Source organism: Yokenella regensburgei ATCC 49455 (genome assembly GCF_000735455.1).
Taxonomy (GTDB): domain Bacteria; phylum Pseudomonadota; class Gammaproteobacteria; order Enterobacterales; family Enterobacteriaceae; genus Yokenella; species Yokenella regensburgei.
Genome location: NZ_JMPS01000066.1, coordinates 20,552 through 44,731, shown reverse-complemented (window position 1 = coordinate 44,731; position 24,180 = coordinate 20,552). Strand labels below are relative to the sequence as shown.

The 24,180-nt window shown below is 58.1% G+C and carries 18 protein-coding genes; 9 read left to right on the top strand and 9 right to left on the bottom strand.

The features are described from left to right. The first annotated feature begins 60 nt into the window (after positions 1-60). Positions 61-1,413: a molecular chaperone gene (gene yegD / locus GYRE_RS15610; protein WP_038256465.1), complete on the top strand. Its 1,353-nt coding sequence runs from the start codon at positions 61-63 to the stop codon at positions 1,411-1,413. A 102-nt stretch (positions 1,414-1,515) separates the two neighbouring features. On the opposite strand, the gene GYRE_RS24565 is transcribed toward yegD, so the two are convergent. Continuing rightward, positions 1,516-1,575 carry a type I toxin-antitoxin system Ibs family toxin gene (locus tag GYRE_RS24565; protein WP_072062224.1) on the bottom strand — a complete coding sequence of 20 codons (60 nt, stop codon included), beginning with the start codon at positions 1,573-1,575 and terminating at the stop codon, positions 1,516-1,518. A 276-nt stretch (positions 1,576-1,851) separates the two neighbouring features. On the opposite strand from GYRE_RS24565, the gene GYRE_RS15605 reads away from it, so the two are divergent. The 8 genes from GYRE_RS15605 to yegS all read left to right on the top strand — a co-directional run bounded on the left by GYRE_RS15605 (position 1,852) and on the right by yegS (position 15,498). Beyond that, complete coding sequence (locus GYRE_RS15605) at positions 1,852-3,096, top strand: MdtA/MuxA family multidrug efflux RND transporter periplasmic adaptor subunit (RefSeq protein ID WP_006820779.1); 1,245 nt, start codon at positions 1,852-1,854, stop codon at positions 3,094-3,096. Next, positions 3,096-6,218, top strand: a complete 3,123-nt coding sequence (locus GYRE_RS15600; RefSeq protein ID WP_006820780.1) for an MdtB/MuxB family multidrug efflux RND transporter permease subunit — start codon at positions 3,096-3,098, stop codon at positions 6,216-6,218. Before GYRE_RS15605 ends, GYRE_RS15600 begins: the two co-directional genes overlap by 1 nt. After that, the gene (mdtC, locus tag GYRE_RS15595) at positions 6,219-9,296 is read left to right on the top strand and encodes a multidrug efflux RND transporter permease subunit MdtC (RefSeq protein ID WP_038256463.1); all 3,078 of its coding nucleotides are present in this window, start codon (positions 6,219-6,221) and stop codon (positions 9,294-9,296) included. 1 nt (position 9,297) lies between these two features. Next, complete coding sequence (gene mdtD / locus GYRE_RS15590; protein WP_038256461.1) at positions 9,298-10,713, top strand: MFS transporter; 1,416 nt, start codon at positions 9,298-9,300, stop codon at positions 10,711-10,713. After that, positions 10,710-12,113 (top strand): envelope stress sensor histidine kinase BaeS, encoded by a 1,404-nt coding sequence (baeS, locus tag GYRE_RS15585; RefSeq protein WP_006820783.1) that lies wholly within the window; start codon positions 10,710-10,712, stop codon positions 12,111-12,113. Before mdtD ends, baeS begins: the two co-directional genes overlap by 4 nt. Beyond that, a complete protein-coding gene (gene baeR / locus GYRE_RS15580; protein ID WP_006820784.1) occupies positions 12,110-12,832 on the top strand; it encodes an envelope stress response regulator BaeR in 723 nt (240 codons plus the stop codon). The genes baeS and baeR overlap by 4 nt, the downstream gene beginning before the upstream one ends. Positions 12,833-12,970: 138 nt before the next feature. Next, entirely contained in the window at positions 12,971-14,332 is a 1,362-nt protein-coding gene (gene trhP, locus GYRE_RS15575) for a prephenate-dependent tRNA uridine(34) hydroxylase TrhP (RefSeq protein WP_006820785.1), read from the top strand. Between the two features lie 266 nt (positions 14,333-14,598). Continuing rightward, positions 14,599-15,498, top strand: coding sequence for a lipid kinase YegS (gene yegS, locus GYRE_RS15570; RefSeq protein ID WP_006820786.1), 900 nt, complete (start codon positions 14,599-14,601; stop codon positions 15,496-15,498). On the opposite strand, the gene GYRE_RS15565 is transcribed toward yegS, so the two are convergent. The 8 genes from GYRE_RS15565 to fbaB form a co-directional block, all read right to left on the bottom strand. Continuing rightward, positions 15,495-15,965 carry a hypothetical protein gene (locus GYRE_RS15565; protein WP_038256459.1) on the bottom strand — a complete coding sequence of 157 codons (471 nt, stop codon included), beginning with the start codon at positions 15,963-15,965 and terminating at the stop codon, positions 15,495-15,497. The genes yegS and GYRE_RS15565 overlap by 4 nt on opposite strands. Further along, positions 15,952-16,728 carry a winged helix-turn-helix domain-containing protein gene (locus GYRE_RS15560; RefSeq protein ID WP_038256457.1) on the bottom strand — a complete coding sequence of 259 codons (777 nt, stop codon included), beginning with the start codon at positions 16,726-16,728 and terminating at the stop codon, positions 15,952-15,954. The genes GYRE_RS15565 and GYRE_RS15560 overlap by 14 nt, the downstream gene beginning before the upstream one ends. A 54-nt stretch (positions 16,729-16,782) precedes the next feature. Further along, positions 16,783-17,475: a fimbrial biogenesis chaperone gene (locus tag GYRE_RS15555; RefSeq protein WP_006820789.1), complete on the bottom strand. Its 693-nt coding sequence runs from the start codon at positions 17,473-17,475 to the stop codon at positions 16,783-16,785. Further along, positions 17,447-18,784, bottom strand: coding sequence for a fimbrial protein (locus tag GYRE_RS15550; protein WP_038256456.1), 1,338 nt, complete (start codon positions 18,782-18,784; stop codon positions 17,447-17,449). Before GYRE_RS15550 ends, GYRE_RS15555 begins: the two co-directional genes overlap by 29 nt. Then, positions 18,781-21,261, bottom strand: a complete 2,481-nt coding sequence (locus GYRE_RS15545) for a fimbria/pilus outer membrane usher protein (protein WP_038256454.1) — start codon at positions 21,259-21,261, stop codon at positions 18,781-18,783. Before GYRE_RS15545 ends, GYRE_RS15550 begins: the two co-directional genes overlap by 4 nt. Further along, positions 21,248-21,961: a fimbrial biogenesis chaperone gene (locus GYRE_RS15540; protein ID WP_006820792.1), complete on the bottom strand. Its 714-nt coding sequence runs from the start codon at positions 21,959-21,961 to the stop codon at positions 21,248-21,250. Before GYRE_RS15540 ends, GYRE_RS15545 begins: the two co-directional genes overlap by 14 nt. Positions 21,962-21,973: 12 nt before the next feature. Beyond that, complete coding sequence (locus GYRE_RS15535) at positions 21,974-22,528, bottom strand: fimbrial protein (RefSeq protein ID WP_006820793.1); 555 nt, start codon at positions 22,526-22,528, stop codon at positions 21,974-21,976. Between the two features lie 442 nt (positions 22,529-22,970). Further along, positions 22,971-24,023, bottom strand: coding sequence for a class I fructose-bisphosphate aldolase (gene fbaB / locus GYRE_RS15530; protein WP_006820796.1), 1,053 nt, complete (start codon positions 24,021-24,023; stop codon positions 22,971-22,973). Positions 24,024-24,180: the final 157 nt, after the last annotated feature.

The window sequence follows — 24,180 nt, the reverse complement described above, 5'->3', positions numbered from 1 at the left end:
TCGTGCGTGCCGCAATCCGCTAAAGTCGCCCCCCTTCTTCACTGGCATGGGGATAGTGACATGTTTATTGGTTTTGATTATGGAACAGCCAACTGCTCCGTCGCGGTCATGCGCGATGGTCAACCGCAGCTGTTAACCATGGAAAATGGCAGCACCCTGCTGCCGTCAATGTTGTGCGCTCCCACGCGTGAAGCGATTAGCGAATGGCTGTACCGTCATCACGACGTGCCTGCCACCGCCGATGAGACGCAGGCACTGCTGCGCCGGGCTATCAGCTACAACCGCGATGAGGATATCGAGGTGCTCAGCAACAGCGTGCAGTTTGGTTTGTCGTCGCTGAAGCAGTATATGGATGACCCGGAAGAGGTCTGGTTCGTTAAATCACCGAAGTCGTTCCTCGGTGCCAGCGGCCTGAAGCCACAGCAGGTAGCTCTGTTTGAAGATCTGGTCTGCGCCATGATGCTGCATATTCGCCAGCAGGCGCAGGCGCAGCTGCCGGAAAGCATTGACCAGGCGGTGATTGGCCGTCCGATCAACTTCCAGGGGCTGGGCGGTGATGAGGCCAACCAGCAGGCTCAGGGGATCCTCGAACGTGCCGCACATCGCGCGGGTTTCCGTGACGTTATCTTCCAGTACGAACCGGTCGCGGCGGGGCTTGATTTCGAGGCCACGCTGACCGAAGAAAAACGCGTACTGGTGGTGGATATCGGCGGTGGTACCACCGACTGCTCGCTGCTGTTGATGGGGCCGCAGTGGCGAAATCGTCGCGACCGTGAGCACAGCCTGCTGGGCCACAGCGGTTGTCGTATCGGCGGTAACGATCTGGATATCGCCCTGGCGTTTAAATGCCTGATGCCGCTGCTCGGTATGGGGGGTGACACCGAAAAAGGGATCGCCCTGCCGGTCCTCCCATGGTGGAACGCGGTTGCGATTAACGACGTACCAGCCCAAAGCGATTTTTACAGCACCGCCAACGGTCGCGCCCTGCGCGATATGATTCGTGACGCGCGGGATGCCGATAAGGTGGCGCATCTGCTGAAGGTCTGGCAGCAGCGTCTCAGCTACCGGCTGGTGCGCAGCGCCGAGGAGAGCAAAATTGCCCTCTCCGGGCGTGAAGCCTGTACCGCCGAGCTCCCGTTCATCAGCGCAGGTCTTGCCACCGATATCAACCAGATGGGGCTTGAGAGCGCGCTGAATCAGCCGCTGGCGCGCATCCTCGAGCAGGTGCAGCTCGCCCTTGATAACGGTAAAGAGCGCCCGGACGTCATTTACCTGACCGGGGGGAGCGCCCGCTCGCCGCTTATTCGTAAAGCGCTCAGCGAACAGCTGCCGGGGATTGAGATTGCGGGTGGTGACGACTTCGGTTCCGTTACCGCCGGTCTTGCCCGCTGGGCTCAGGTCGTGTTTGCCTGAAATCGCGAGCAACCTCGAAAAAGCGGGGATTGACTCCGCTGCTTTTTCGTCCTAACGTGGAAGGTACAAGGGAAAGGGAGGAATTATCCTCCCCCTGGTGTCTTAGTAAGCTGCGAAACTTATGACTAAGAGTATCACCAGTATGATGACTAACTTCATCATATGCCCTTTCCTTCTGTTAGCCCCTTCCTCGGGAGGGGCTTTCCCGTTTCAGCCCTTTGCTGAAATCCTTTCCAGCCCGACCTCCTTGCCGTTACGCACTTTACCGCGCCCCGAATTTATACCGAACGCCTTTCCTTCAGGCTTGCGAACCTCCTCGTAAAAAGCTGTTCTCAGACGATTCCAGACCGTCTTTCATATTTCCTCCATTTTTTCGCTGAGTTAGCTGACTAAACTAGTATCATCGCTGCAACGTTTCAGGATGAGATACGAAAGACTATGAAAGCCAGTCATAAAACCCGCTGGGGAGCCGCCATTGCGGTGATTGCTGTGGTGCTTGCTGCCGTCTGGTACTGGCAGAGCCGTAGCCCTGCGGAAAACACTACTGCCGCGGCGCCTGGGAAAAGTGCGTCTGCCGGTCGTCATGGCGGCCGCTTTGGCGCGGCACTCGCCCCCGTTCAGGCCGCGACGGCCACCAGTGAAGCCGTTCCCCGCTATCTCACCGGCCTTGGCACCATAACCGCTGCCAATACCGTGACGGTGCGCAGTCGCGTCGACGGTCAGCTTATGACTATCAACTTCCAGGAAGGGCAGCAGGTGAAAGCCGGTGCGCTGCTTGCCGAAATCGATCCCAGCCAGTTCAAAGTAGCGCTGGCACAGGCTCAGGGGCAGCTCGCAAAAGATAACGCCACCCTGGCCAACGCCCGTCGCGATCTGGCGCGCTATCAGCAACTGGTGAAAACCAACCTGATTTCACGTCAGGAGCTCGACACCCAACAATCGCTGGTCAGTGAAACCGAAGGCACGATCAAAGCCGATCAGGCAAGCGTTGCCAGCGCGCAGCTGCAGCTCGACTGGACGCGCATTACGGCCCCCATTGATGGCCGCGTCGGCCTGAAGCAGGTAGATATTGGCAACCAGATTTCCACCAGCGATACCACCGGTATTGTGGTGTTGACCCAGACGCATCCCATCGATCTGGTCTTTACGCTTGCAGAGAGCAATATCGCGACCATCGTGAGCGCACAAAAAGCCGGGAAAACCCTGACGGTAGAAGCCTGGGACCGTACCAACAAACAGAAGCTCAGCAGCGGAACGTTGCTGAGTCTTGATAACCAGATTGATACCACTACCGGCACCATCAAGCTGAAAGCTCGCTTTGATAACCAGGACGACGCCCTGTTCCCCAATCAGTTCGTGAACGCCCGCCTGCTGGTAGATACCGAGCAGAATGCGGTCGTCATCCCCACCGCTGCGCTGCAGATGGGTAACGAAGGAAACTTCGTCTGGGTGCTTAACAGCGACAATAAGGTCAGCAAGCACAGCGTGACGCCGGGGATCCAGAATAGCCAGAAGGTGGTGATTAGCGCCGGGCTTTCCGCCGGTGAACGCGTAGTGACCGACGGTATCGATCGTCTGACCGAAGGTGCAAAAGTGGAAGTGGTTGAAGCCCACAGCGCCACGGCAACCCCTGAACAGAAAACGCCAGCGCAGGGAGCAGCGGATAAGGGAGCACGTTCCTGATGCACGTATTACCCCCGGACAGCACCGGCGGCCCGTCCCGCCTGTTCATTCTGCGTCCTGTCGCCACTACGCTTTTGATGGTGGCTATCCTGCTTGCCGGGATCATCGGTTACCGCTTTCTGCCGGTCTCTGCCCTGCCAGAGGTCGATTACCCGACCATTCAGGTCATCACGCTGTACCCTGGTGCCAGCCCGGATGTCATGACCTCCTCGGTGACAGCTCCTCTGGAGCGTCAGTTCGGTCAGATGTCTGGCCTGAAGCAGATGTCTTCCCAAAGCTCCGGTGGAGCCTCGGTGGTGACGCTGCAATTCCAGCTGGCCCTGTCGCTGGACGTTGCCGAACAGGAGGTGCAGGCCGCGATTAACGCCGCCACCAACCTGCTGCCGTCTGACCTGCCGAACCCACCCATCTACAGCAAGGTTAACCCGGCCGATCCGCCTATCATGACGCTCGCGGTCACCTCCACGGCGATCCCGATGACCCAGGTCGAAGACATGGTGGAAACCCGGGTCGCGCAGAAGATTTCCCAGGTCAGCGGCGTGGGTCTGGTAACGCTTGCCGGTGGTCAGCGTCCGGCGGTCCGCGTGAAGCTCAATGCCCAGGCGATTGCCGCCCTCGGCTTAACCAGCGAAACCATCCGCACTGCGATTACTAACGCTAACGTCAACTCGGCGAAAGGTAGCCTCGACGGCCCGGCGCGCGCGGTCACGCTCTCCGCCAACGATCAAATGCAGTCGGCGGAAGACTATCGCAAACTGATTATTGCTTATCAGAACGGCGCACCGGTACGCCTGGGCGACGTCGCAACCATTGAACAAGGGGCAGAAAACAGCTGGCTCGGCGCATGGGCGAACCGCCAACAGGCTATCGTGATGAACGTACAGCGCCAGCCGGGGGCTAACATCATCAACACCGCCGACAGTATTCGTCAGATGCTGCCGCAGCTCACCGAGAGCCTGCCGAAATCGGTGACCGTGAAGGTGCTTTCCGACCGTACCACCAACATTCGCGCGTCGGTTAACGACACCCAGTTCGAGCTGATGCTGGCGATTGCCCTGGTGGTGATGATTATCTATCTGTTCCTGCGCAACGTGCCCGCCACCATTATTCCGGCCGTCGCGGTACCGCTGTCGCTGGTGGGCACCTTCGCGGTGATGGTGTTCCTCGACTTCTCCATCAACAACCTGACGCTGATGGCGCTGACCATCGCCACCGGATTCGTGGTTGACGATGCTATCGTGGTCATCGAGAACATTTCCCGCTATATCGAAAAAGGCGAAAAACCGCTGACGGCGGCGCTGAAAGGTGCCGGAGAGATCGGTTTTACGATTATCTCGCTGACCTTCTCGCTGATTGCGGTACTGATCCCACTGCTGTTTATGGGCGATATTGTGGGCCGTCTGTTCCGCGAATTTGCGGTCACCCTCGCGGTCGCAATCCTCATTTCGGCGATTGTTTCGCTGACCCTGACCCCGATGATGTGTGCCCGCATGCTGAGCCACGAATCGCTGCGTAAACAGAACCGTTTTTCTCAGGCGAGCGAACGTTTCTTTGAGCGGGTTATTGCGGGCTATGGTCGCTGGCTCGCGAAGGTACTGAATCACCCGTGGCTGACGCTCGGCGTGGCGCTCAGCACGCTGGCACTGTCCATTCTGCTGTGGGTATTTATTCCGAAAGGCTTTTTCCCGATACAGGACAACGGCATCATTCAGGGCACGCTGCAGGCGCCGCAGTCAGCGTCGTTTGCCAGCATGGCTCAGCGCCAGCAGCAGGTGGCGGATATCATTCTTAAAGATCCCGCGGTGGCCAGCATGACCAGCTTTGTGGGGGTCGATGGCACCAACCCAACGCTCAACAGCGCACGGCTACAGATAAACCTTAAACCACTGAGCGATCGCGACGACCGGGTACAGACGGTTATCCGCCGTCTGCAACAGTCGGTTGACCGGGTTCCCGGCGTTGACCTGTATTTGCAGCCAACGCAGGATCTGACCATCGACACCACCGTCAGCCGCACTCAGTATCAGTTCACGCTGCAGGCCAACTCACTGGATGCGCTGAGTACCTGGGTTCCGCAACTGATGGCGCAGCTACAGGCGCTACCGCAGATCTCCGACGTCAGCAGCGACTGGCAGGATAAAGGACTCGAGGCCTATGTTAACGTCGACCGCGACAGCGCCAGCCGTCTTGGCATCACCATGGCAGACGTCGATAACGCCCTGTATAACGCTTTTGGACAACGACTTATTTCCACCATCTACACCCAGGCAAACCAGTACCGGGTTGTGCTGGAGCACGACACCCGCGAAACGCCAGGGCTGTCGGCGCTCGATAATATTCGTTTGACCAGCAGCAGCGGCGGTATTGTCCCGCTGAACGCCATTGCTAAAGTGGAGCAGCGCTTTACCCCGCTGTCGATTAACCACCTCGACCAGTTCCCGGTGACCACTATTTCCTTCAACGTGGCGCAGAACGCATCGCTTGGCGAAGCGGTAGATGCCATTCTGAACGCCGAGAAGACCCTGAACCTGCCGGCCGATATTCGTACCGAGTTCCAGGGCAGTTCGCTCGCCTTCCAGTCGGCGCTTGGCAGTACCGTCTGGCTTGTCGTAGCGGCCATTGTGGCGATGTATATCGTGCTCGGCGTGCTGTATGAGAGCTTTATCCATCCGATAACTATTCTCTCGACGCTGCCGACTGCCGGAGTCGGAGCCCTGCTGGCGCTCATGATCTCCGGCAGCGAGCTCGACGTTATCGCCATCATCGGGATAATTTTGCTTATCGGTATCGTTAAGAAAAACGCCATCATGATGATCGACTTCGCGCTTGCCGCCGAGCGTGAACAGGGTATGCCGCCGCGTGAGGCCATCTATCAGGCCTGTCTGCTGCGTTTTCGCCCGATCCTGATGACCACGCTTGCCGCCCTCCTCGGTGCGCTGCCGCTGATGCTCAGCACCGGCGTCGGCGCAGAGCTGCGCCGCCCGCTGGGGATCGGCATGGTCGGCGGTCTGCTGGTCAGCCAGGTATTAACACTGTTCACCACCCCGGTGATTTACCTGCTGTTCGACCGTCTGTCGCTGTACCTGAAAAGCCGCTTCCCGAAGCGTGAAGAGGAGGCGTAAGTGAAGTTTTTCGCCCTCTTCATTTACCGCCCGGTGGCGACAATCCTGATCTCACTCGCCATCACCCTCTGCGGCGTGCTGGGGTTCCGGCTGCTGCCGGTCGCCCCGCTCCCGCAGGTGGATTACCCGGTCATCATGATCAGCGCCTCGCTGCCGGGCGCGGCACCAGAGACCATGGCCTCGTCGGTGGCCACACCGCTGGAGCGCTCGCTCGGGCGCATTGCCGGGGTCAATGAAATGACCTCCATGAGCTCGCTTGGCAGCACGCGTATTATTTTGCAGTTCGATCTTACCCGCGACATCAACGGTGCTGCCCGCGACGTGCAGGCGGCGATCAACGCCGCGCAGAGCCTGCTGCCGACCGGTATGCCAAGCCGTCCGACCTATCGTAAGGCCAACCCTTCCGATGCGCCGGTGATGATCCTGACCCTGACGTCCGATACCTACTCCCAGGGCGAGCTGTACGACTTTGCCTCCACCCAGCTGGCGCAGACCATTTCACAGATAAGCGGCGTCGGTGATGTCGATATCGGCGGCAGTTCGCTCCCGGCGGTGCGGGTCGATCTCAATCCACAGGCGCTGTTTAACCAGGGCGTGTCGCTCGACGATGTCCGCACGGCTATTACCAACGCTAACGTGCGTAATCCACAGGGTGCCATCGACGATGCCTCCCAACGCTTCCAGCTCGCCACGAATGATGAGCTGAAAAAAGCCAGTGAGTATCAGCCGCTGATTGTCCACTACAACGACGGAGCGGCCGTTCGCCTCAGCGATGTCGCCACGGTCAGCGACTCGGTGCAGGACGTGCGTAACGCCGGGATGACCAACGCTAAGCCGGCGATCCTACTGATGATCCGCAAATTGCCGGAAGCCAACATCATCCAGACCGTTGACGCCATCCGCGCCCGCCTGCCGGAGCTGAAGGCAACCATTCCGGCGGCCATCGATTTACAGATTGCTCAGGACCGCTCCCCGACCATCCGCGCTTCGCTGGCAGAAGTTGAGCAGACGCTGGTGATTTCGGTGGGGCTGGTCATTCTCGTGGTATTCCTGTTCCTGCGATCCGGCAGAGCGACGCTCATTCCCGCGGTGGCGGTACCGGTGTCGCTGATTGGCACCTTTGCGGCGATGTATCTGTGCGATTTCAGCCTCAACAATTTGTCGCTGATGGCGCTGACCATTGCCACCGGTTTTGTGGTCGATGATGCCATCGTGGTGCTGGAGAACATCTCCCGCCATATTGAAGCCGGGATGAAGCCGATGCAGGCAGCGCTGCAGGGGAGCCGTGAAGTTGGCTTCACCGTGCTGTCGATGAGCCTGTCGCTGGTGGCCGTGTTCCTGCCGCTGCTGTTGATGAGCGGTCTGCCGGGGCGGTTATTGCGCGAGTTTGCGGTGACCCTTTCCGTTGCCATCGGTATTTCACTTGCAGTATCGCTGACCCTCACACCGATGATGTGCGGCTGGATGCTGAAAGGCCGCAACGCCCACCAGCCGACCCGCAACCGCGGCTTTGGTCGCCTGCTGGTGGCGCTCACCGGCGCTTACGGGCGCTCGTTGAAATGGGTGCTTAACCATACGCGGCTGGTTGGCGTGGTGCTGCTTGGCACCATCGCGCTCAACGTGTGGCTGTACATCGCTATCCCAAAAACCTTCTTTCCGGAGCAGGATACCGGGGTACTGATTGGCGGGATCCAGGCCGACCAGAGCATCTCCTTCCAGGCGATGCGCGGCAAGCTGCAGGACTTTATGAAAATCATCCGCGACGATCCGGCGGTGGATAACGTCACCGGCTTTACCGGGGGCTCGCGGGTGAACAGCGGGATGATGTTTATCACCCTCAAGCCGCGCGACCAGCGGCATTTGTCGGCCCAGCAGATTATTGACCGCCTGCGTAAAAAACTGGTGAAAGAGCCGGGCGCCAGCCTGTTTTTAATGGCGGTGCAGGATATTCGCGTGGGCGGACGCCAGGCGAACGCCAGCTACCAGTACACGTTGCTGTCGGATGATTTAAGCGCCCTGCGCGAGTGGGAGCCGAAAATCACCCGGGCGCTGTCGGCCCTGCCGGATCTGGCGGACGTCAGTTCTGACCAGCAGGACAACGGCGCCGAGATGGATCTGGTGTATGACCGTGACACCATGTCACGGCTCGGCATCAGCGTGGAGGCGGCCAACAGCCTGCTGAATAACGCCTTCGGCCAGCGGCAGATATCCACTATCTATCAGCCACTTAACCAGTACAAAGTGGTGATGGAAGTCGATCCGGTTTATACCCAGGACATCAGTGCCCTGGATAAAATGTTTGTGATTAACAGCGAAGGTAAATCCATTCCGCTTTCCTCGTTTGCCCGCTGGCAACCGGCCAACGCGCCGCTGTCGGTCAACCATCAGGGGCTGTCGGCGGCGTCGACGGTCTCTTTCAACCTGCCGACCGGGAAATCGCTTTCGGATGCTACCACCGCCATTGAACGGACGATGACCCAGCTCGGCGTGCCGTCGAGCGTGCGCGGCAGTTTCGCCGGTACTGCGCAGGTGTTCCAGGACACCATGAAATCTCAGGTGATCTTAATTCTCGCCGCCATTGCCACGGTGTATATCGTGCTTGGGATACTGTATGAAAGCTACGTCCACCCGCTGACAATCCTCTCTACCCTGCCCTCGGCGGGGGTTGGTGCGCTGCTGGCGCTGGAGCTGTTCGGCGCGCCGTTCAGCCTGATTGCGCTTATCGGCATCATGCTGTTGATAGGGATAGTGAAGAAGAACGCGATAATGATGGTGGACTTTGCGCTTGAGGCCCAGCGCACCGGCAACATCACCCCGGAAGAAGCCATCTTCCAGGCCTGCCTGCTGCGTTTTCGCCCGATCATGATGACGACCCTGGCGGCGCTGTTTGGTGCCCTGCCGCTGGTGCTCTCCGCCGGAGATGGCTCAGAGCTGCGTCAACCGCTGGGGATAACCATTGTCGGCGGGCTGGTGATGAGCCAGCTGTTAACGCTCTACACTACCCCGGTGGTGTATCTGTTCTTCGACAGACTTGGGGCGCGTTTCTCCCGTCGTACTCCCGAAACGGTGAACGAATAGTATGGTTAACCTTCCGCGCAGCGTGCGCTGGCAGCTATGGATTGTGGCGTTCGGCTTCTTTATGCAGTCGCTGGACACCACTATCGTGAACACTGCCCTCCCCTCGATGGCGAAAAGCCTTGGGGAAAGCCCGCTGCATATGCATATGGTGGTCGTCTCTTATGTTCTGACGGTCGCCGTCATGCTGCCCGCCAGCGGCTGGCTGGCGGACAGGGTTGGCGTGCGCAATATCTTCTTTACCGCCATTGTGCTGTTCACCCTTGGCTCGCTGTTTTGCGCCCAGGCCAATACGCTCAATGAGCTGATCATGGCCCGCGTTCTGCAGGGGGTGGGTGGCGCGATGATGGTGCCGGTTGGACGGCTGACGGTGATGAAAATCGTCCCGCGCGATCAGTATATGGCGGCGATGACGTTCGTGACCCTGCCCGGCCAGGTGGGGCCGCTGCTCGGCCCGGCGCTCGGCGGTCTGCTGGTCGAATATGCCTCCTGGCACTGGATCTTCCTGATTAACCTCCCGGTGGGGGTTATCGGCGGCATCGCCACGCTGTGGCTGATGCCGAACTACACACTGCAAACCCGCCGCTTTGACATCTGGGGCTTTGTGCTGCTGGCGCTCGGGATGGCAACGTTAACGCTGGCGCTGGACGGGCAGCGGGGGCTTGGCATCACGCCCTTACTGCTTGCCGGACTGGTGGTCATTGGCGCGGCATCGGTTCTGCTGTATCTGTGGCACGCCCGCGACAACGACAGCGCGCTGTTCAGCCTGAAGCTCTTTGGCAACCGCACCTTCTCACTTGGCCTTGCGGGCAGCTTTGCCGGGCGCATCGGCAGCGGGATGCTGCCGTTTATGACGCCGGTGTTTTTGCAGATTGGGATGGGATTTTCGCCGTTTCATGCCGGGCTGATGATGATCCCGATGGTGCTCGGCAGTATGGGCATGAAGCGTATCGTGGTGCAGGTGGTGAACCACTTCGGCTATCGCCGGGTTCTGGTGGCTTCAACGCTTGGGCTTGCGCTCATCAGCCTGCTGTTTATGGCCGTGGCGCTAATGGGCTGGTTCTGGCTACTGCCGGTGGTGCTGTTCCTGCAGGGGATGATTAACTCCAGCCGTTTCTCCTCAATGAATACCCTGACGCTGAAAGATCTGCCCGATGACCTCGCCAGCAGCGGTAACAGCCTGCTGTCGATGATTATGCAGCTGGCGATGAGTATTGGCGTGACCGTAGCCGGGCTGCTGCTCGGCCTTTATGGTCAGCAGCATATTGCCGCCGACAGCGGTGCCAGCCACCAGATCTTTATTTATACCTATCTCAGCATGGCGTTGATTATTGCGCTTCCGGCACTCATTTTTGCCCGAGTGCCTGACGATGTGAGCAAAAACGTGGTGATAGCCCGACGTAAAAGGAGTGAATCGTGAAATTCTGGCGCCCCGGGATCACCGGTAAACTGTTTCTTGCCATCCTCGCCACCTGTATTGTGCTGCTGATTTCAATGCACTGGGCGGTACGTTTAAGTTTTGAACGCGGTTTTATCGACTACATTAAGCGCGGCAACGAGCAGCGCCTGCAGCTTCTGAGCGAAGCGCTCGGCGAGCAGTATGCCCAGCACGGCAACTGGCGTTTCTTACGCAATAACGACCGCTTCGTGTTTCAGGTTCTGCGCTCGCTGGAGCACGACTCTGGCGACGACAAACCCGGGCCCGGCATGCCGCCACACGGCTGGCGTACTCAGTTCTGGGTGGTCGACCAGGCAGGACGCGTCATGGTCGGCCCACGCTCGCCCGTCCCACCGGATGGGAAACGACGCGAGATAATCGTCAACGGCGTACAGGTGGGCTCGGTGGTTGCTTCACCGGTTGAACGCCTGACGCGCAACACCGACATCAACTTCGACCGCCAGCAGAAGCGCACCAGCTGGCTGATTGTCGCGCTGGCGACGCTGCTCGCCGCACTGGCCACCTTCCCGCTGGCACGCGGTCTGCTGGCACCGGTGAAACGGCTGGTGGAAGGGATCCACCGTCTGGCGGCAGGCGATTTCTCCACCCGGGTGACCGCCACCGGTGGCGATGAGCTGGGCAAACTGGCGCAGGACTTTAACCAGCTGGCCACTACCCTTGAGCGCAACCAGCAGATGCGCCGCGACTTCATGGCGGACATTTCGCACGAGCTGCGTACCCCGCTGGCGGTGCTGCGCGGCGAGCTTGAGGCCATTCAGGACGGTGTGCGGAAATTCACCCCGGAGTCTGTGGCTTCGCTGCAGGCGGAAGTTGGTACGCTGACCAAACTCGTCGACGACCTGCATCAGCTATCGATGTCCGACGAAGGGGCGCTTGCCTATCAGAAATCCTCCGTCGACGTGGTTACGCTGCTGGAGATGGCGGCCGGGGCCTTCCGCGAGCGTTTTGCCAGCCGTGGGCTGACCATCGCTTTCTCGCTCCCGGAGCGCATCGACGTCTTCGGCGATCGCGACCGCCTGATGCAGCTTTTCAACAACCTGCTGGAAAACAGCCTGCGCTATACCGACAGCGGCGGCAAGCTGGTGATCAGCGGTCGCGAACACGGTCAGACCGTGAAGCTCGAATTTGCCGACAGCACGCCCGGCGTCACCGATGAACAGCTGGAGCGGCTGTGCGAGCGCTTTTATCGCACCGAAGGTTCGCGCAACCGCGCCAGCGGCGGCTCGGGCCTTGGGCTGGCTATTTGCGTCAATATTGTCGCGGCCCACGGTGGCACGCTGCACGCCAGCCATTCGCCTTTTGGCGGGGTTAGCATTACAGTAGAGTTACCGCTGGACAGAGATTTACCGAGAGACGTATGACGGTTTTACCGATAGATGAAAATGCGCCACGTATTCTTATCGTGGAAGATGAACCGAAGCTGGGTCAGTTGTTGATTGACTACCTGCAGGCCGGGAACTACGCCCCAACGCTGATTAGCCATGGCGATAAGGTGTTGTCTTACGTTCGCCAGACGCCGCCGGACCTCATTCTGCTCGATCTGATGCTGCCCGGCACCGACGGCCTGACGCTATGTCGGGAGATTCGCCGTTTCTCCGAAGTGCCGATCGTTATGGTTACTGCCAAAATCGAAGAAATTGACCGTCTGCTGGGGCTGGAAATTGGCGCGGATGACTATATCTGCAAGCCCTACAGCCCGCGCGAAGTGGTCGCCCGGGTGAAAACGATTCTGCGCCGCTGTAAGCCGAAGCGTGAACTGCAAACCATGGACGCCGAGAGTCCGCTCATCGTCGATGAAAGCCGCTTCCAGGCAACCTGGCACAACAAACTGCTGGATCTCACTCCCGCAGAGTTCCGCCTGTTGAAAACCCTCTCCAGCGAACCTGGCAAAGTGTTCTCCCGCGAGCAGTTGCTGAATAATCTTTATGATGACTACCGCGTGGTGACCGACCGCACCATCGACAGCCACATCAAGAACCTGCGCCGTAAGCTTGAGGCGCAGGACGCCGAGCAGTCGTTTATTCGCGCGGTATACGGCGTTGGCTACCGCTGGGAGGCTGACGCCTGCCGGATGGCGTAACGCGCTATCCGGCACAATACGCGCAAAGGTTTACTCTCCCCGCCTGCGGCGCTACAATTCCCGCCCTTAAAGTATGGGAACTCTCCCTACGGCCTCACACCGTGAGGCTGTCTGACCTGTCATCAGAACGAGAACATCATGTTTAAACCGGAACTCCTTTCCCCGGCGGGAACGCTGAAAAATATGCGTTACGCTTTCGCCTATGGCGCCGATGCCGTGTACGCGGGCCAGCCGCGTTACTCTCTGCGCGTGCGTAATAACGAATTCAACCACGAGAACCTGCAGCTTGGGATCAACGAAGCCCACGCGCTCGGTAAAAAATTCTACGTGGTCGTTAACATTGCGCCGCACAACGCCAAGCTGAAAACGTTTATCCGCGATCTGCAGCCGGTTGTGGAAATGGGTCCCGATGCGCTGATTATGTCCGATCCGGGCCTGATTATGCTGGTGCGCGAGCACTTCCCACAGATGGATATTCACCTCTCCGTTCAGGCCAACGCCGTGAACTGGGCGACGGTGAAATTCTGGCAGCAGATGGGGCTGACCCGCGTGATCCTCTCCCGCGAACTGTCGCTGGAAGAGATTGAAGAGATCCGCCGTCAGGTACCGGAAATGGAGATTGAGATCTTCGTTCACGGCGCGCTGTGCATGGCTTACTCTGGCCGCTGCCTGCTTTCGGGCTACATCAACAAGCGCGACCCGAACCAGGGCACCTGCACCAACGCCTGTCGTTGGGAATATAACGTGCAGGAAGGTAAAGAGGACGACGTCGGCAACATCGTGCATAAGCACGAGCCCATTCCGGTGCAGAACATCGAACCAACCCTCGGCCTCGGTGCCCCTACCGACAGCGTGTTCATGATTGAAGAAGCCAAACGTCCGGGCGAGTATATGACCGCCTTTGAAGACGAGCACGGCACCTACATTATGAACTCGAAAGATCTGCGTGCCATCGCCCACGTTGAGCGTCTGACCCAGATGGGCGTGCACTCGCTGAAAATCGAAGGCCGTACCAAATCGCATTACTACTGCGCCCGTACCGCCCAGGTGTACCGCAAGGCCATTGACGACGCTGCCGCTGGCAAACCGTTCGACACTACCCTGCTGGAAACCCTGGAAAACCTCGCGCACCGTGGCTACACCGAAGGCTTCCTGCGTCGTCACACCCACGATGATTACCAGAACTATGAATACGGCTACTCCGTTTCCGAACGCCAGCAGTTTGTCGGTGAGTTTACCGGCGAGCGCAAAGGCCACCTCGCGGCCGTCGCGGTGAAAAACAAGTTCTGCGTAGGGGATAACTTCGAGCTGATGACCCCGCAGGGCAACGTTAACTTCACCCTCGAGCATATGGAAAATGCCAAAGGCGAAGCAATGCCGGTAGCCCCAGGCGATGGCTACACCGTATGGTTGCCTGTTCCGGAAGAGATGAACCTGGATTATGCACTGCTGATGCGCAATTTTACCGGTGAGTCGACCCGTAACCCGCACAGTAAATAGTTCATTTGGGTTATTTTTTCTGTTCGGAAGATTCTTAGAATCGGATCACATACCGCTTCGTTCAATAAGGGTATTATCACTGCGCTGAAAAACATAACCCATAAATGCTAGTTGTACCAGGAACCACCTCCTTGGCCCGTGTAATCTCCCTTACGCGGGCTTATTTTTTGTCACTACCCCACTCCCATCACAAATCAGCCCGTTCCTATCCCGCTTACGCTATCCTGCGGTACACTTGAAAGCAGGTTAAAAAAGAGGCGAAACGGATGACGACATTTCCAGCCAGTTTATTGATCCTTAACGGGAAAGGCGCCGGTGAACCGTTGCTGCGCGACGCGGTAACGACGCTGCGTGAAGGCGGCGCGACGGTGCACGTGCGCGTAACGTGGGAGAAAGGCGATGCGGAGCGCTATGTGGCAGAGGCGCGAGAGCTGGGCGTGGCGACGGTGGTCGCAGGCGGCGGCGACGGTACGATTAACGAAGTGGCGACCGCGCTGATTGCCTGCCGGGGGGAAGACATTCCGGCGCTGGGCATCCTGCCGCTGGGTACGGCGAACGACTTTGCGACAAGCGTAGGGATCCCGGACGACCTTGCCAACGCGCTCAAGCTTGCCATCGCCGGTAACGCCATCGCCGTCGATATCGCCCGGGTGAATAATGAAACCTGCTTTATCAACATGGCGACGGGGGGTTTTGGTACCCGCATCACCACCGAAACGCCGGAGAAACTGAAAGCCGCGCTCGGCGGCGTGTCGTATCTCATTCACGGCCTGATGCGCATGGATACCCTGAAACCCGACCGCTGCGAAATTCGTGGTGAAGACTTTCACTGGCAGGGGGATGCGCTGGTCATTGGTATCGGCAACGGACGACAGGCGGGCGGCGGCCAGCAGCTCTGCCCCGAGGCATTTATCAACGACGGACTGCTGAACCTGCGCATTTTTACCGGCGAGGAGCTGCTCCCTGCTCTGCTGGGCGCCCTTTCACGCGCGGAGGATAACAGCAATATTATCGAGCACGCCTCCACCCGCTTCAGTATCACCGCACCACACGACATCACCTTTAATCTCGACGGTGAGCCGCTGTGCGGACGCGAGTTTCATATTGAGGTGCTGCCTGGCGCGATACGCTGCCGGCTGCCGCCGGACTGCCCGCTGCTGCGTTAACGCTGACAGAATACCGAGGGCGCGCGGCTGGTATAAAATTGCCAGCTGCGGCTGTCCAGCCGGGAGATACTAAGATAAAACGGTTCGTTCGCCAGCAGGTAAAACTCCGGCAGCGCCTTTAGCAGCACCGGGTTAATCTTGTCAGTACCGGTGCTGGCTGAGACGTTTTCCGAGCGCAAGAAATAGTCGCTACCTTTGCGGGTAAATGAGAACCAGACGTTCTGATTGACCGGCACCCTCGCGCCGTTATCCGGCACCACTTCACCCCGCAAAATCGCCACTCCACGATCGCCGCTGAAGATATAGCGTATTGTCACATCGCCTTTGCCATCCGAATAATGCGCCAGCATATCGCCGCTGCAGTCAAAATGGGTGCTTTGCCATGCCTGAATAACATTTACTACAACCACCGTGATAATAACGGCGATGACGGTCAGCCCCAGCCATTTGATATTAAACACCGACATTCTTCTCTTCCCGAAAATAATAATGCGTCACACATTGATTCTCATGCCAGCGGCTATACTGCTGGCGACAGGTCAGTGCTGATATTCGCGCAAAGTTGGGATACATCGTCAAATATACCCACGGATAGAGACGACATTCGAAACGCGTGTTATCGACAAAATACTGATGTTTTTCAAAATCAAGCGCGTCCGCATTAGCAAAAAAATGACATTCCTGTTGGCTTTCCAGCGGAATATAGCTAAGCAGGCGGGTATCAAATTCGGATATCCACGTCAGGCTTCCCGCCAGCAGGCACAGTAAAAAAGCCCCAATGGCCCAAGCCAGATGCTGCCGTCGGCGGTCGTTTTGTCGTACCAAAGTGGTAGCTGGTGCAGGCTCTGGCGTCTCGGGGACTGATTCCGCCTCCGGGTGTATCGCCATCTCCTGTGCACTCACCTCGAGCGCCGCGTCGAGCTTAATCCCGACCTTTGGGATAGTGACTATCCACTCTTCATTGAGACCCAAATCTTTAAATGCCCGGCGTAACAGCGAAATATTCTGATAAAAGGTGTTGTTACTGACTTGCGCACCGTTATTCAGCCACACCTGCTGGAAGAAATAATCCCGCTCAACGACCGTACCATGTGCCTGAATTAACAAAGACAAACAGCGACTTGCCGGATTACTTAGCGAAATCCGCTTGCTTTGGTCGCTGGCTAAAACTAAAAAATTACGTTCAGGCCAGAAGAAAACACGTCCCCCCAGCAGAAATACTATTTCCATCTTGCTCCCTGATTTTGGATATGCAAAATTAAAACGAAAATGTCTTTTTCGTCATTAATTTACCTCAGCACGAAATCCCCAACGATTTCCGTCATCGTTTATCACGGTGAAGTTTATCGTATTACATCCGGAAACTGCAGTCACTAAGGCCGAAAGTGGGCGTTCTGCCCAGGGTGGCACAACCATTCCACCGGAAGAAAAGGCCCCACACGAAGCCTCTGCCAGTGTGATATTCCACATACTGTCGTTTTTAGCATAAATCACACCAGACTTTCGAATGAAAGTTAGTTGATTGATGGATTTTTCCGTAAGACGCCCTACCGCTTTTGGCCGCCACAGCACCTTGAGCTGGTTTCGTAGCACCAGTCGGACCTTCTCTCCCGCCGTCGCCGACACCGGCAGCGCGGGGATCTGGTAGACATTAAGCCAGTAGAGCGACTCACGATCCTGCGGCAACCCCTGCCCGGTCGTCATCACGCGGATCTCTCGCTGCTGACCGGGCATCAGCTTCATCACCGGCGGCAGCACCACAAACGGTGCGCTGGCCTGCGAGGGGGTATTCTCCGGATTACCATCATCCACCCAGCTTTGCACCACCACCGGGTAGTCACCGTCGTTGCTGAGCGTGACGCTGCGCTGAGTCGCCCCGGCGTTGAACACTACGCGGGTGGTATTCAGATTCACCGCCGCATCTGCGTGGGTAACCAGCCATAACAGGCTACTGAATACGTAAAAGAATTTGCGCATGCGACTGGTAGCTCCCCGCGGTGACATCCTCGCCGCCAAAGCTTGCGAGTCTGGCTTCAAAGGTTTCGTTGTAATAGTTAACCCCGTTCTGGGAGCCGGTGTTTTGGGTGCTGTTTCCCAGCACCGGCATCCAGCCCCCGGCTGTACCGGTACCCGCCACCGTCGTCGTCAGGAAGTTAATCGCCGTACCGTCGCGGTAGACCCGTACCCCCACACCGCGCGCTTTACCGGTCGCGCCGTAGTTTTCATCCAGCAGCCAGCTCACCGCACTGCCGCTGGTCAGGCCAAAGCGCAGGGCGCTGGCAATGCTGCTGTCCGGGGCCAGTAACCCCATCGCCACGTTGCTCTTATTGGTTGCCACGCCGGAAATGACATTTGATTCGCAGGCGAAACCAATCTGGAACGGCGCGGTAGCGTATTCACCCTGGCGCAGCTGAGCGGCGCTAATCGGCGGAAACTGCACCAGCGGGGTGAAATCCGTCACCTGGCACATCGCCGCGCGTTTGACCGCAATGTTGTTGCTGTAAAGGCTTATCACCGACGGCCAGTCGCTGGCCCACCCGGCCCAGTTCCCCCCCCGGTGCGGTTGCCCGACTTTGATATCCCACGAGGATATACCCGGTCCGCGAAACACCATGTAGGCGTTCGGGTTGATAAACGAGTTGTAGTTTGCCGGGGCATCGACCCCGTAGTAGCGGATATCCAGCGTTTTAATCAGCTCGACGCTGATGGTAGAGAAGTTCTTCGCTTTGATCAGGAAATTGCCGTCTTTATCGGTATCGAGGTTCTCCAGCGGGCGCTGCTGCCAGCTGTCGGTAAAATAGCTGCCAGTCACGTCGTTGGTCAGTCTAAGAGCGATGTTCTTTATTTTGGTCAGGTACGCCCCCGGCACGTCGTTCGCCTCATACCAGCCCGCGTGCGCGTCATCACCGTTAGTGGAGAACGCCTCAAAGAGCTGGCCTGCGGTATCCGGCGTACAGCGGAAGAAGACCTGCTCCGGATCGTAGCCCCCGCCTTTGTGAGCGAAAGTCGTGAACGGGATCCCGCCCGACGAGGTGAGGATTGTCCCTGCCGGCTGGAAGTTCTGGTTGCTGGTCAGGTCGATGGATTTACTGATCCCCGGTAACAGCCCGTTCCAGCCGTCGTTACCACCGCCGGTACGCCAGTTGTTGGCGATACCGTCGGTATCGGAACTTAACCGGTGGCTACCGATCGCCGAGTTGCTTCCGGACTGCCACGGGTAAATGATGTATTCGCACGCCGCCTGTCCGGCAAGCGGAATGAACAACAGTAATCCTGCGAGTTTCATTTTTTCCCTTCCTGCTGGCAGGCAAGCGTCAGTGCAATCAGCGGTGCCTGCCGTTGTTCATCATCAATCGAATACGGCAACCGGCAGTCGTTCACCTGCAGCGCGCCGCTCTGCGCCGCGACCCGGGCATACAACTGGTTTCCCTGCCCGGTCATGCCGACTACGTTGCCGCGGTCATCCTTCACCACTTCACCCGGCGCAAACGCATCGTTGCCTTTGAGAGTCACCAGCAGCGGATAACCGGAAAGCGTGGCAAAAGAGAGCTTCACCGCTGCCCCGGCCATCGGTACCACCCGCCGCTGGCTCTCCTGCAGCTCGGCGTGTCCGTCCATCTCGCTGCCGTCCAGCGCGATAGTGTTATAGCGATATGGCGTCAGCGACGGTACCAGCGCGTAACCCTGTTCGTTGATCCGGGCTCCCTGTCCGCTGCTTACCCGGGCGCCGGTCGCGCCCGGTGCCTCCACCAGCGCGAAGGTATCGCCGACCCAAGGCCCCAGCACGATACCGTGACGATGAGCGACGACTGCGCCGCGCATGCCGGCGGTCCACTGGCGGTACTGCTGCGCCTGGGCATAGCTGCCGCTCAGGCTGCCGTAGGCGGTTGATTTCTGTAGCGTGCCGCTCCAGTCGGTACGATCGCGGCTGCCGTCCTGCCCCTGCTGCCAGCCGCTGGAGAGCGCGTAGTTCAGGGTTTCTTCTTTATCGAGTGCGCCCGCCAGCGCCACCTGGCTGCTGGCGCCGGACTGCTTCGCCTGGCTTGCGGAGAACGACAGCGTATGCTCCCGCTCGCCGAAGCTCAGTGGTACCGAGAGGGTCAGCGTGGCAATATTCTCTTTTTGCACCTGCGAATCCGTACCGTTGTCGTCGCCATAGCGCCAGCGGGTGTTTTGTCGGCTCAGCGCCAGCCCAATGCTGGTACGCCCGATGTTGGTGTTGTAACCCGCCTGCAGCTGGGTCGTGCGCCCTCGGTTGCCGTAGTAATCCATCATCGATCCCGACAGCCACAGGTTGCCGTAGTCGCCCATGGTCTGGTTCAGGGTGACGGTAAACTGGTTGCGCTGACGCAGCGTGTCGGAGAGCCAGTCTTCGCCGGTGCGGGCCGCCAGGCGCTCCCCGAGCACATCGCCGTAGTCGCGATAGCCCTCGGTGGAATAGCGATATCCTGCCAGCGTCACGTTAGTGCCCGTCGGGCTAAAGCTTTTGCTCCAGTTGGTCTGCAGGCGCCAGCCGTTGAGCGTGTCACCGTTTACCTGCGCATGGGACGCAGTGACGTCCATGCCAAACGCCCCGAGGCGGGTTGCCAGCACGCCACCCACCAGCGCAGCCTGGTAATCGGCACCGATGCGCAGTCCGCCGTTCGCCGTCAGGGCGTTGGCGATACCGCGCTCCAGCGTAAAATCAGAGAAATAACTATCTTCAGCGCCGTAGTCGCGGGTCTTCCCCACCACCGCGCCATAGCGCCAGACGCCGGGGCGCAGCGATAACGGCACGCTGGCGAACGGTACCGTAAAACCACTTTGCTTACCGTCGGCCCCGATAATCAGCACCTGCAAATCGCCGTCCCAGGCCGTGTTCGGCAGATCGTCGAGCACAAAAGGTCCCTGCGACACGCTGGTTTCGTACAAAGTACGACCGTTCTGCTTCACCACCACCCGTGAAGGCGTGGTGGCCGTGCCGCGAATTTCCGGCGCATAGCCCCGCCGCGACTGCGGCCACATACGCTGGTCGGTCTCAAGTTTGATACCGGTAAACGCCATGCTGCCAAGAAGATTCCCTGGTGTGTAGCTCTCTCCTGCTGTCAGCATGCTTTCAAGCGGCGCTATGGGGCGCTGCATCCAGGTTTGTAGGGCGTCCCAGCGGTGCGTTTCCCGCGTGTCGTCCCGCCGCCAGTTGGCCGATGACTGTTGACGAAACTGCCAGGCCCCGAGGTTAAAACCGCTGTTCAGCCCAAGCCAGGCGTAATCGCTTTCACGTCCGGCGTTGGTGTTATGGTAATAATGGGTGTTGTAGTTACTGAACAGTACGTTCTCCCCGCTTTGCCATAAGGCCGGGGGGACATAATCCCGCGGATTGCGCTTCATGGCCGCCTGCGGCACGCTGATATCCAGCCGCAGCGTCGCCTGCTCAAACTGCCAGCTACCGCCGTTGACGCGCTGTGCAGGGGTCAGACACTCCGCCTGCGCGGGTTCGCTGGCCTGCACACCCTGTGCTTCCCAGAATGTCAGCGGCAGACAGGGTTCGGTTTTACCCGCCGCGTTACGGCTAAACGTTACCTCTTCGCGCCCCATCAACTGACCGTTCAGCCACAGGTCAACGCTGTATCGGCCCGGCGGGATCGTATCGGCCTGATTGAACTGCGCCAGCCCTCGCTCGTAGCCGCTCCCCAGCAACAGCGTCTCGTCGAAGGTGTACTCTTCTGACCACGCGTGTCCGGCAAGCGGCAGCAGGCACCAGCCGAAGCGCTTAACGCGCCGCATGGTCCGGTGCCCCTGCTGTTACGCGCGCGGTCATCTCCGCACCCTGATCGTTGATCCAGCTCATCTGGATAGCGTCCGCGGAAGGGATTGTCGCGGCCCACGACACGCTGGACCACGGGGCAATCGTCTGTGAGCGAACCACCTGCTGTCGCCCACCCCCCTTCACCGTCAACACCGACATCGCCAGGTAATAACCACTGTCGTTACGTAAATTCAGTTTGCCATTCGCCAGCCACACGCGGCTGGTTTGCGCCATTTTCAGCGGCGAGCCGCTCAGCCCCGCCGGGCGGTACAGCACCTTCACCCGGCTGCGCAGCATCACCAGCAGCTGGTTAGTTTCCCGCTCCTGAGCCTGGACAGGCGGGATCTGAATAAAGTTCAGCCACCACAGCGATTCCCGGTCGGCAGGCATTTGACCGCCGGTGTAGCGCAGGCGAACGGTCTGGCCCGCCTTCGCCGCCAGCCGGAAGACCGGTGGCGTGGTGATAAAAGGGGCGCGGGCGGTTTGCGGTGTTGAATGCTCATCGCCCGCGTCCAGCCAGACCTGGACCACGGCCGGGAAATCATCACGGTTGGTGAGCTGCACGTTCACTTCTGCCGCCCCTACCGGATAAATCACCCGACTACCGGTCATCACTACGCTTGCCTGTGAGCTAAAGCACAGCAGCATCCCTGCCAGGGCACTGGCTATCCCTTTCATCGTTCGACTCGCTTACAGGTAAGAAACGGCGTACTGCACGGAACCCACGACCGTACCAGCACCAGCACCGCCCGCCGCGCTGAAGTAACGCACGCCGTAGTCATGCTCGCCAGAGGTGCTGCCTGCCGGTACGCTGATACCCGCAATACCCGTGGCGTTACGCAGATCGATTGGCGTAGTGCCGGTACCGTCGGTCATCAGCTGCAGCTCAACGTCTGTAGCGGTACCGGTGTTCGCCAGGTTGCCCAGCGCGGTCATATTGTTGGCAACAAAGATGGTTTTAATATCCAGGGCGCTGGCGGAAGCGGTACAGCCGGTAACGCCGAGGGTGAAGGTGGTAAGACCCGCAAACGAACCTGGCTGAGACAGTTCACTTTTCGATACGGTTGGCAGCAGCACGACCGGGCGCGCATTTACCCCGTTAACGGAAACTTCACAGGTTTGCTCTGTGACTTCGCCTTTGAAGGTGATGGTATTTGCAGAATCCGCAATTGCTACGCTGCTAAATAATAACGGCAGTGTTGCAAAAGCAAAAACACGGGTCTTTATGATATTATTTACGTTCATTCTTACATCCTTTATAGAATAAAAAGCCTGCCCATCCTGATGCGTTTTTTAAATACACCCCACCCGCAGATTGCGGATTATTAATCTGTTAAACGCGTTTGATGGGTTCAGACAAAGTTTAATGAATCACAGGAATAGCCCTATGATTGAAGGTAGTTTAAGAAAATTCTTACGAATGAAAACGTTTGTTTTCTCAAATCGCCTGAGGTGAGTTCTTAAATAAGAAATAAGACTTAACAAAAAATTCGGCAACCATCTGTTATTACATGGATTTTATGGCACTCAGCGTGTTAATAATCACGATAAATGTTGGATTATTAATGTTAAGATGGAGTATTAACCTACGAAGAAAAAACTTATTTAATATTAATTATCGGGTAAAAATGAGATTTTGCACAACGGAAGGGGTTCTCCCTCTCCGGCTGGAGAGGGAGAACCTGGTTCAGGCAATAGTCACTTTAGTATCAAGGTAGACATCCTGCACGGCATTAATTAATTTCACGCCATCGGCCATGGTTTTCTTGAAGGCTTTACGCCCCAGAATAAGCCCCATGCCGCCGGCACGTTTATTAATTACCGCCGTACGTACCGCATCGTTGAGGTCTGTTTCACCGCCAGCCGCACCACCAGAATTAATTAATCCAGCACGGCCCATATAGCAGTTTGCCAGTTGGTAACGCACCAGATCGATTGGGTTATCGGTGGTCAGCTTGCTGTAAACACGGTCATCAGTGTAGCCAAAATTCACCGCTTTATAGCCGCCGTTGTTCTCGGCCATTTTCTGCTTCACGATATCTGCACCAATGGTGGCCGCCAGGTGGTTTGCCTGACCGGTCAGGTCGGCAGAAGCATGGTAGTCAACGCCATCTTTTTTGAACGCCGGGTTGCGCAGGTAGGCCCACAGCACGGTCACCAGACCAAGCTCGTGCGCACGTTCAAACGCCGCGGAGATCTCTTCAATCTGGCGACGGGACTCCTCAGAACCAAAGTAAATGGTGGCGCCCACGGCGACCGCGCCCATGTTAAATGCCTGCTCGACGCTGGCATACAGGGTCTGGTCGTACTGGGTCGGGTAGCTCAGGGTTTCGTTATGGTTAAGCTTCACCAGGAAAGGAATGCGGTGCGCGTAACGGCGGGATACCGACGCCAGCACACCATAGGTAGAAGCCACACAGTTGCAGCCAGCTTCAATCGCCAGCTCTACAATATTCTTAGGATCAAAATAGAGCGGGTTGGCGGCAAACGATGCCCCGGCGGAATGCTCCACGCCCTGGTCTACGGGTAAAATCGACAAGTAACCCGTTCCTGCCAGACGCCCGGTGTTATACAAGGTCTGCATATTTCGCAGTACGGCTGGCGGACGGTTATTGTCCATCATCACGCGGTCTACGAAGTCATGGCCGGGAAGGTAGAGCTGGTCGGCCGGGATGGTCATACAACGATGCTGTAACAGGCTGTCGGCGTCTTTGCCCAGCAATTGCGCAATATCAGTCATAGCTAACTCCCGTAAGTTCCGACGGGTGTCGGAAGTGGATTGTCCTGGCTCGCTGACTGGCGAGCAGAGATAAGCCTGGTACTCTCAGCCAGGTTTTTCCAGCCTAAACGTGCGCTTTTCGGGGCAATCTGCTGGCACGATTCACGTACGATAAAGT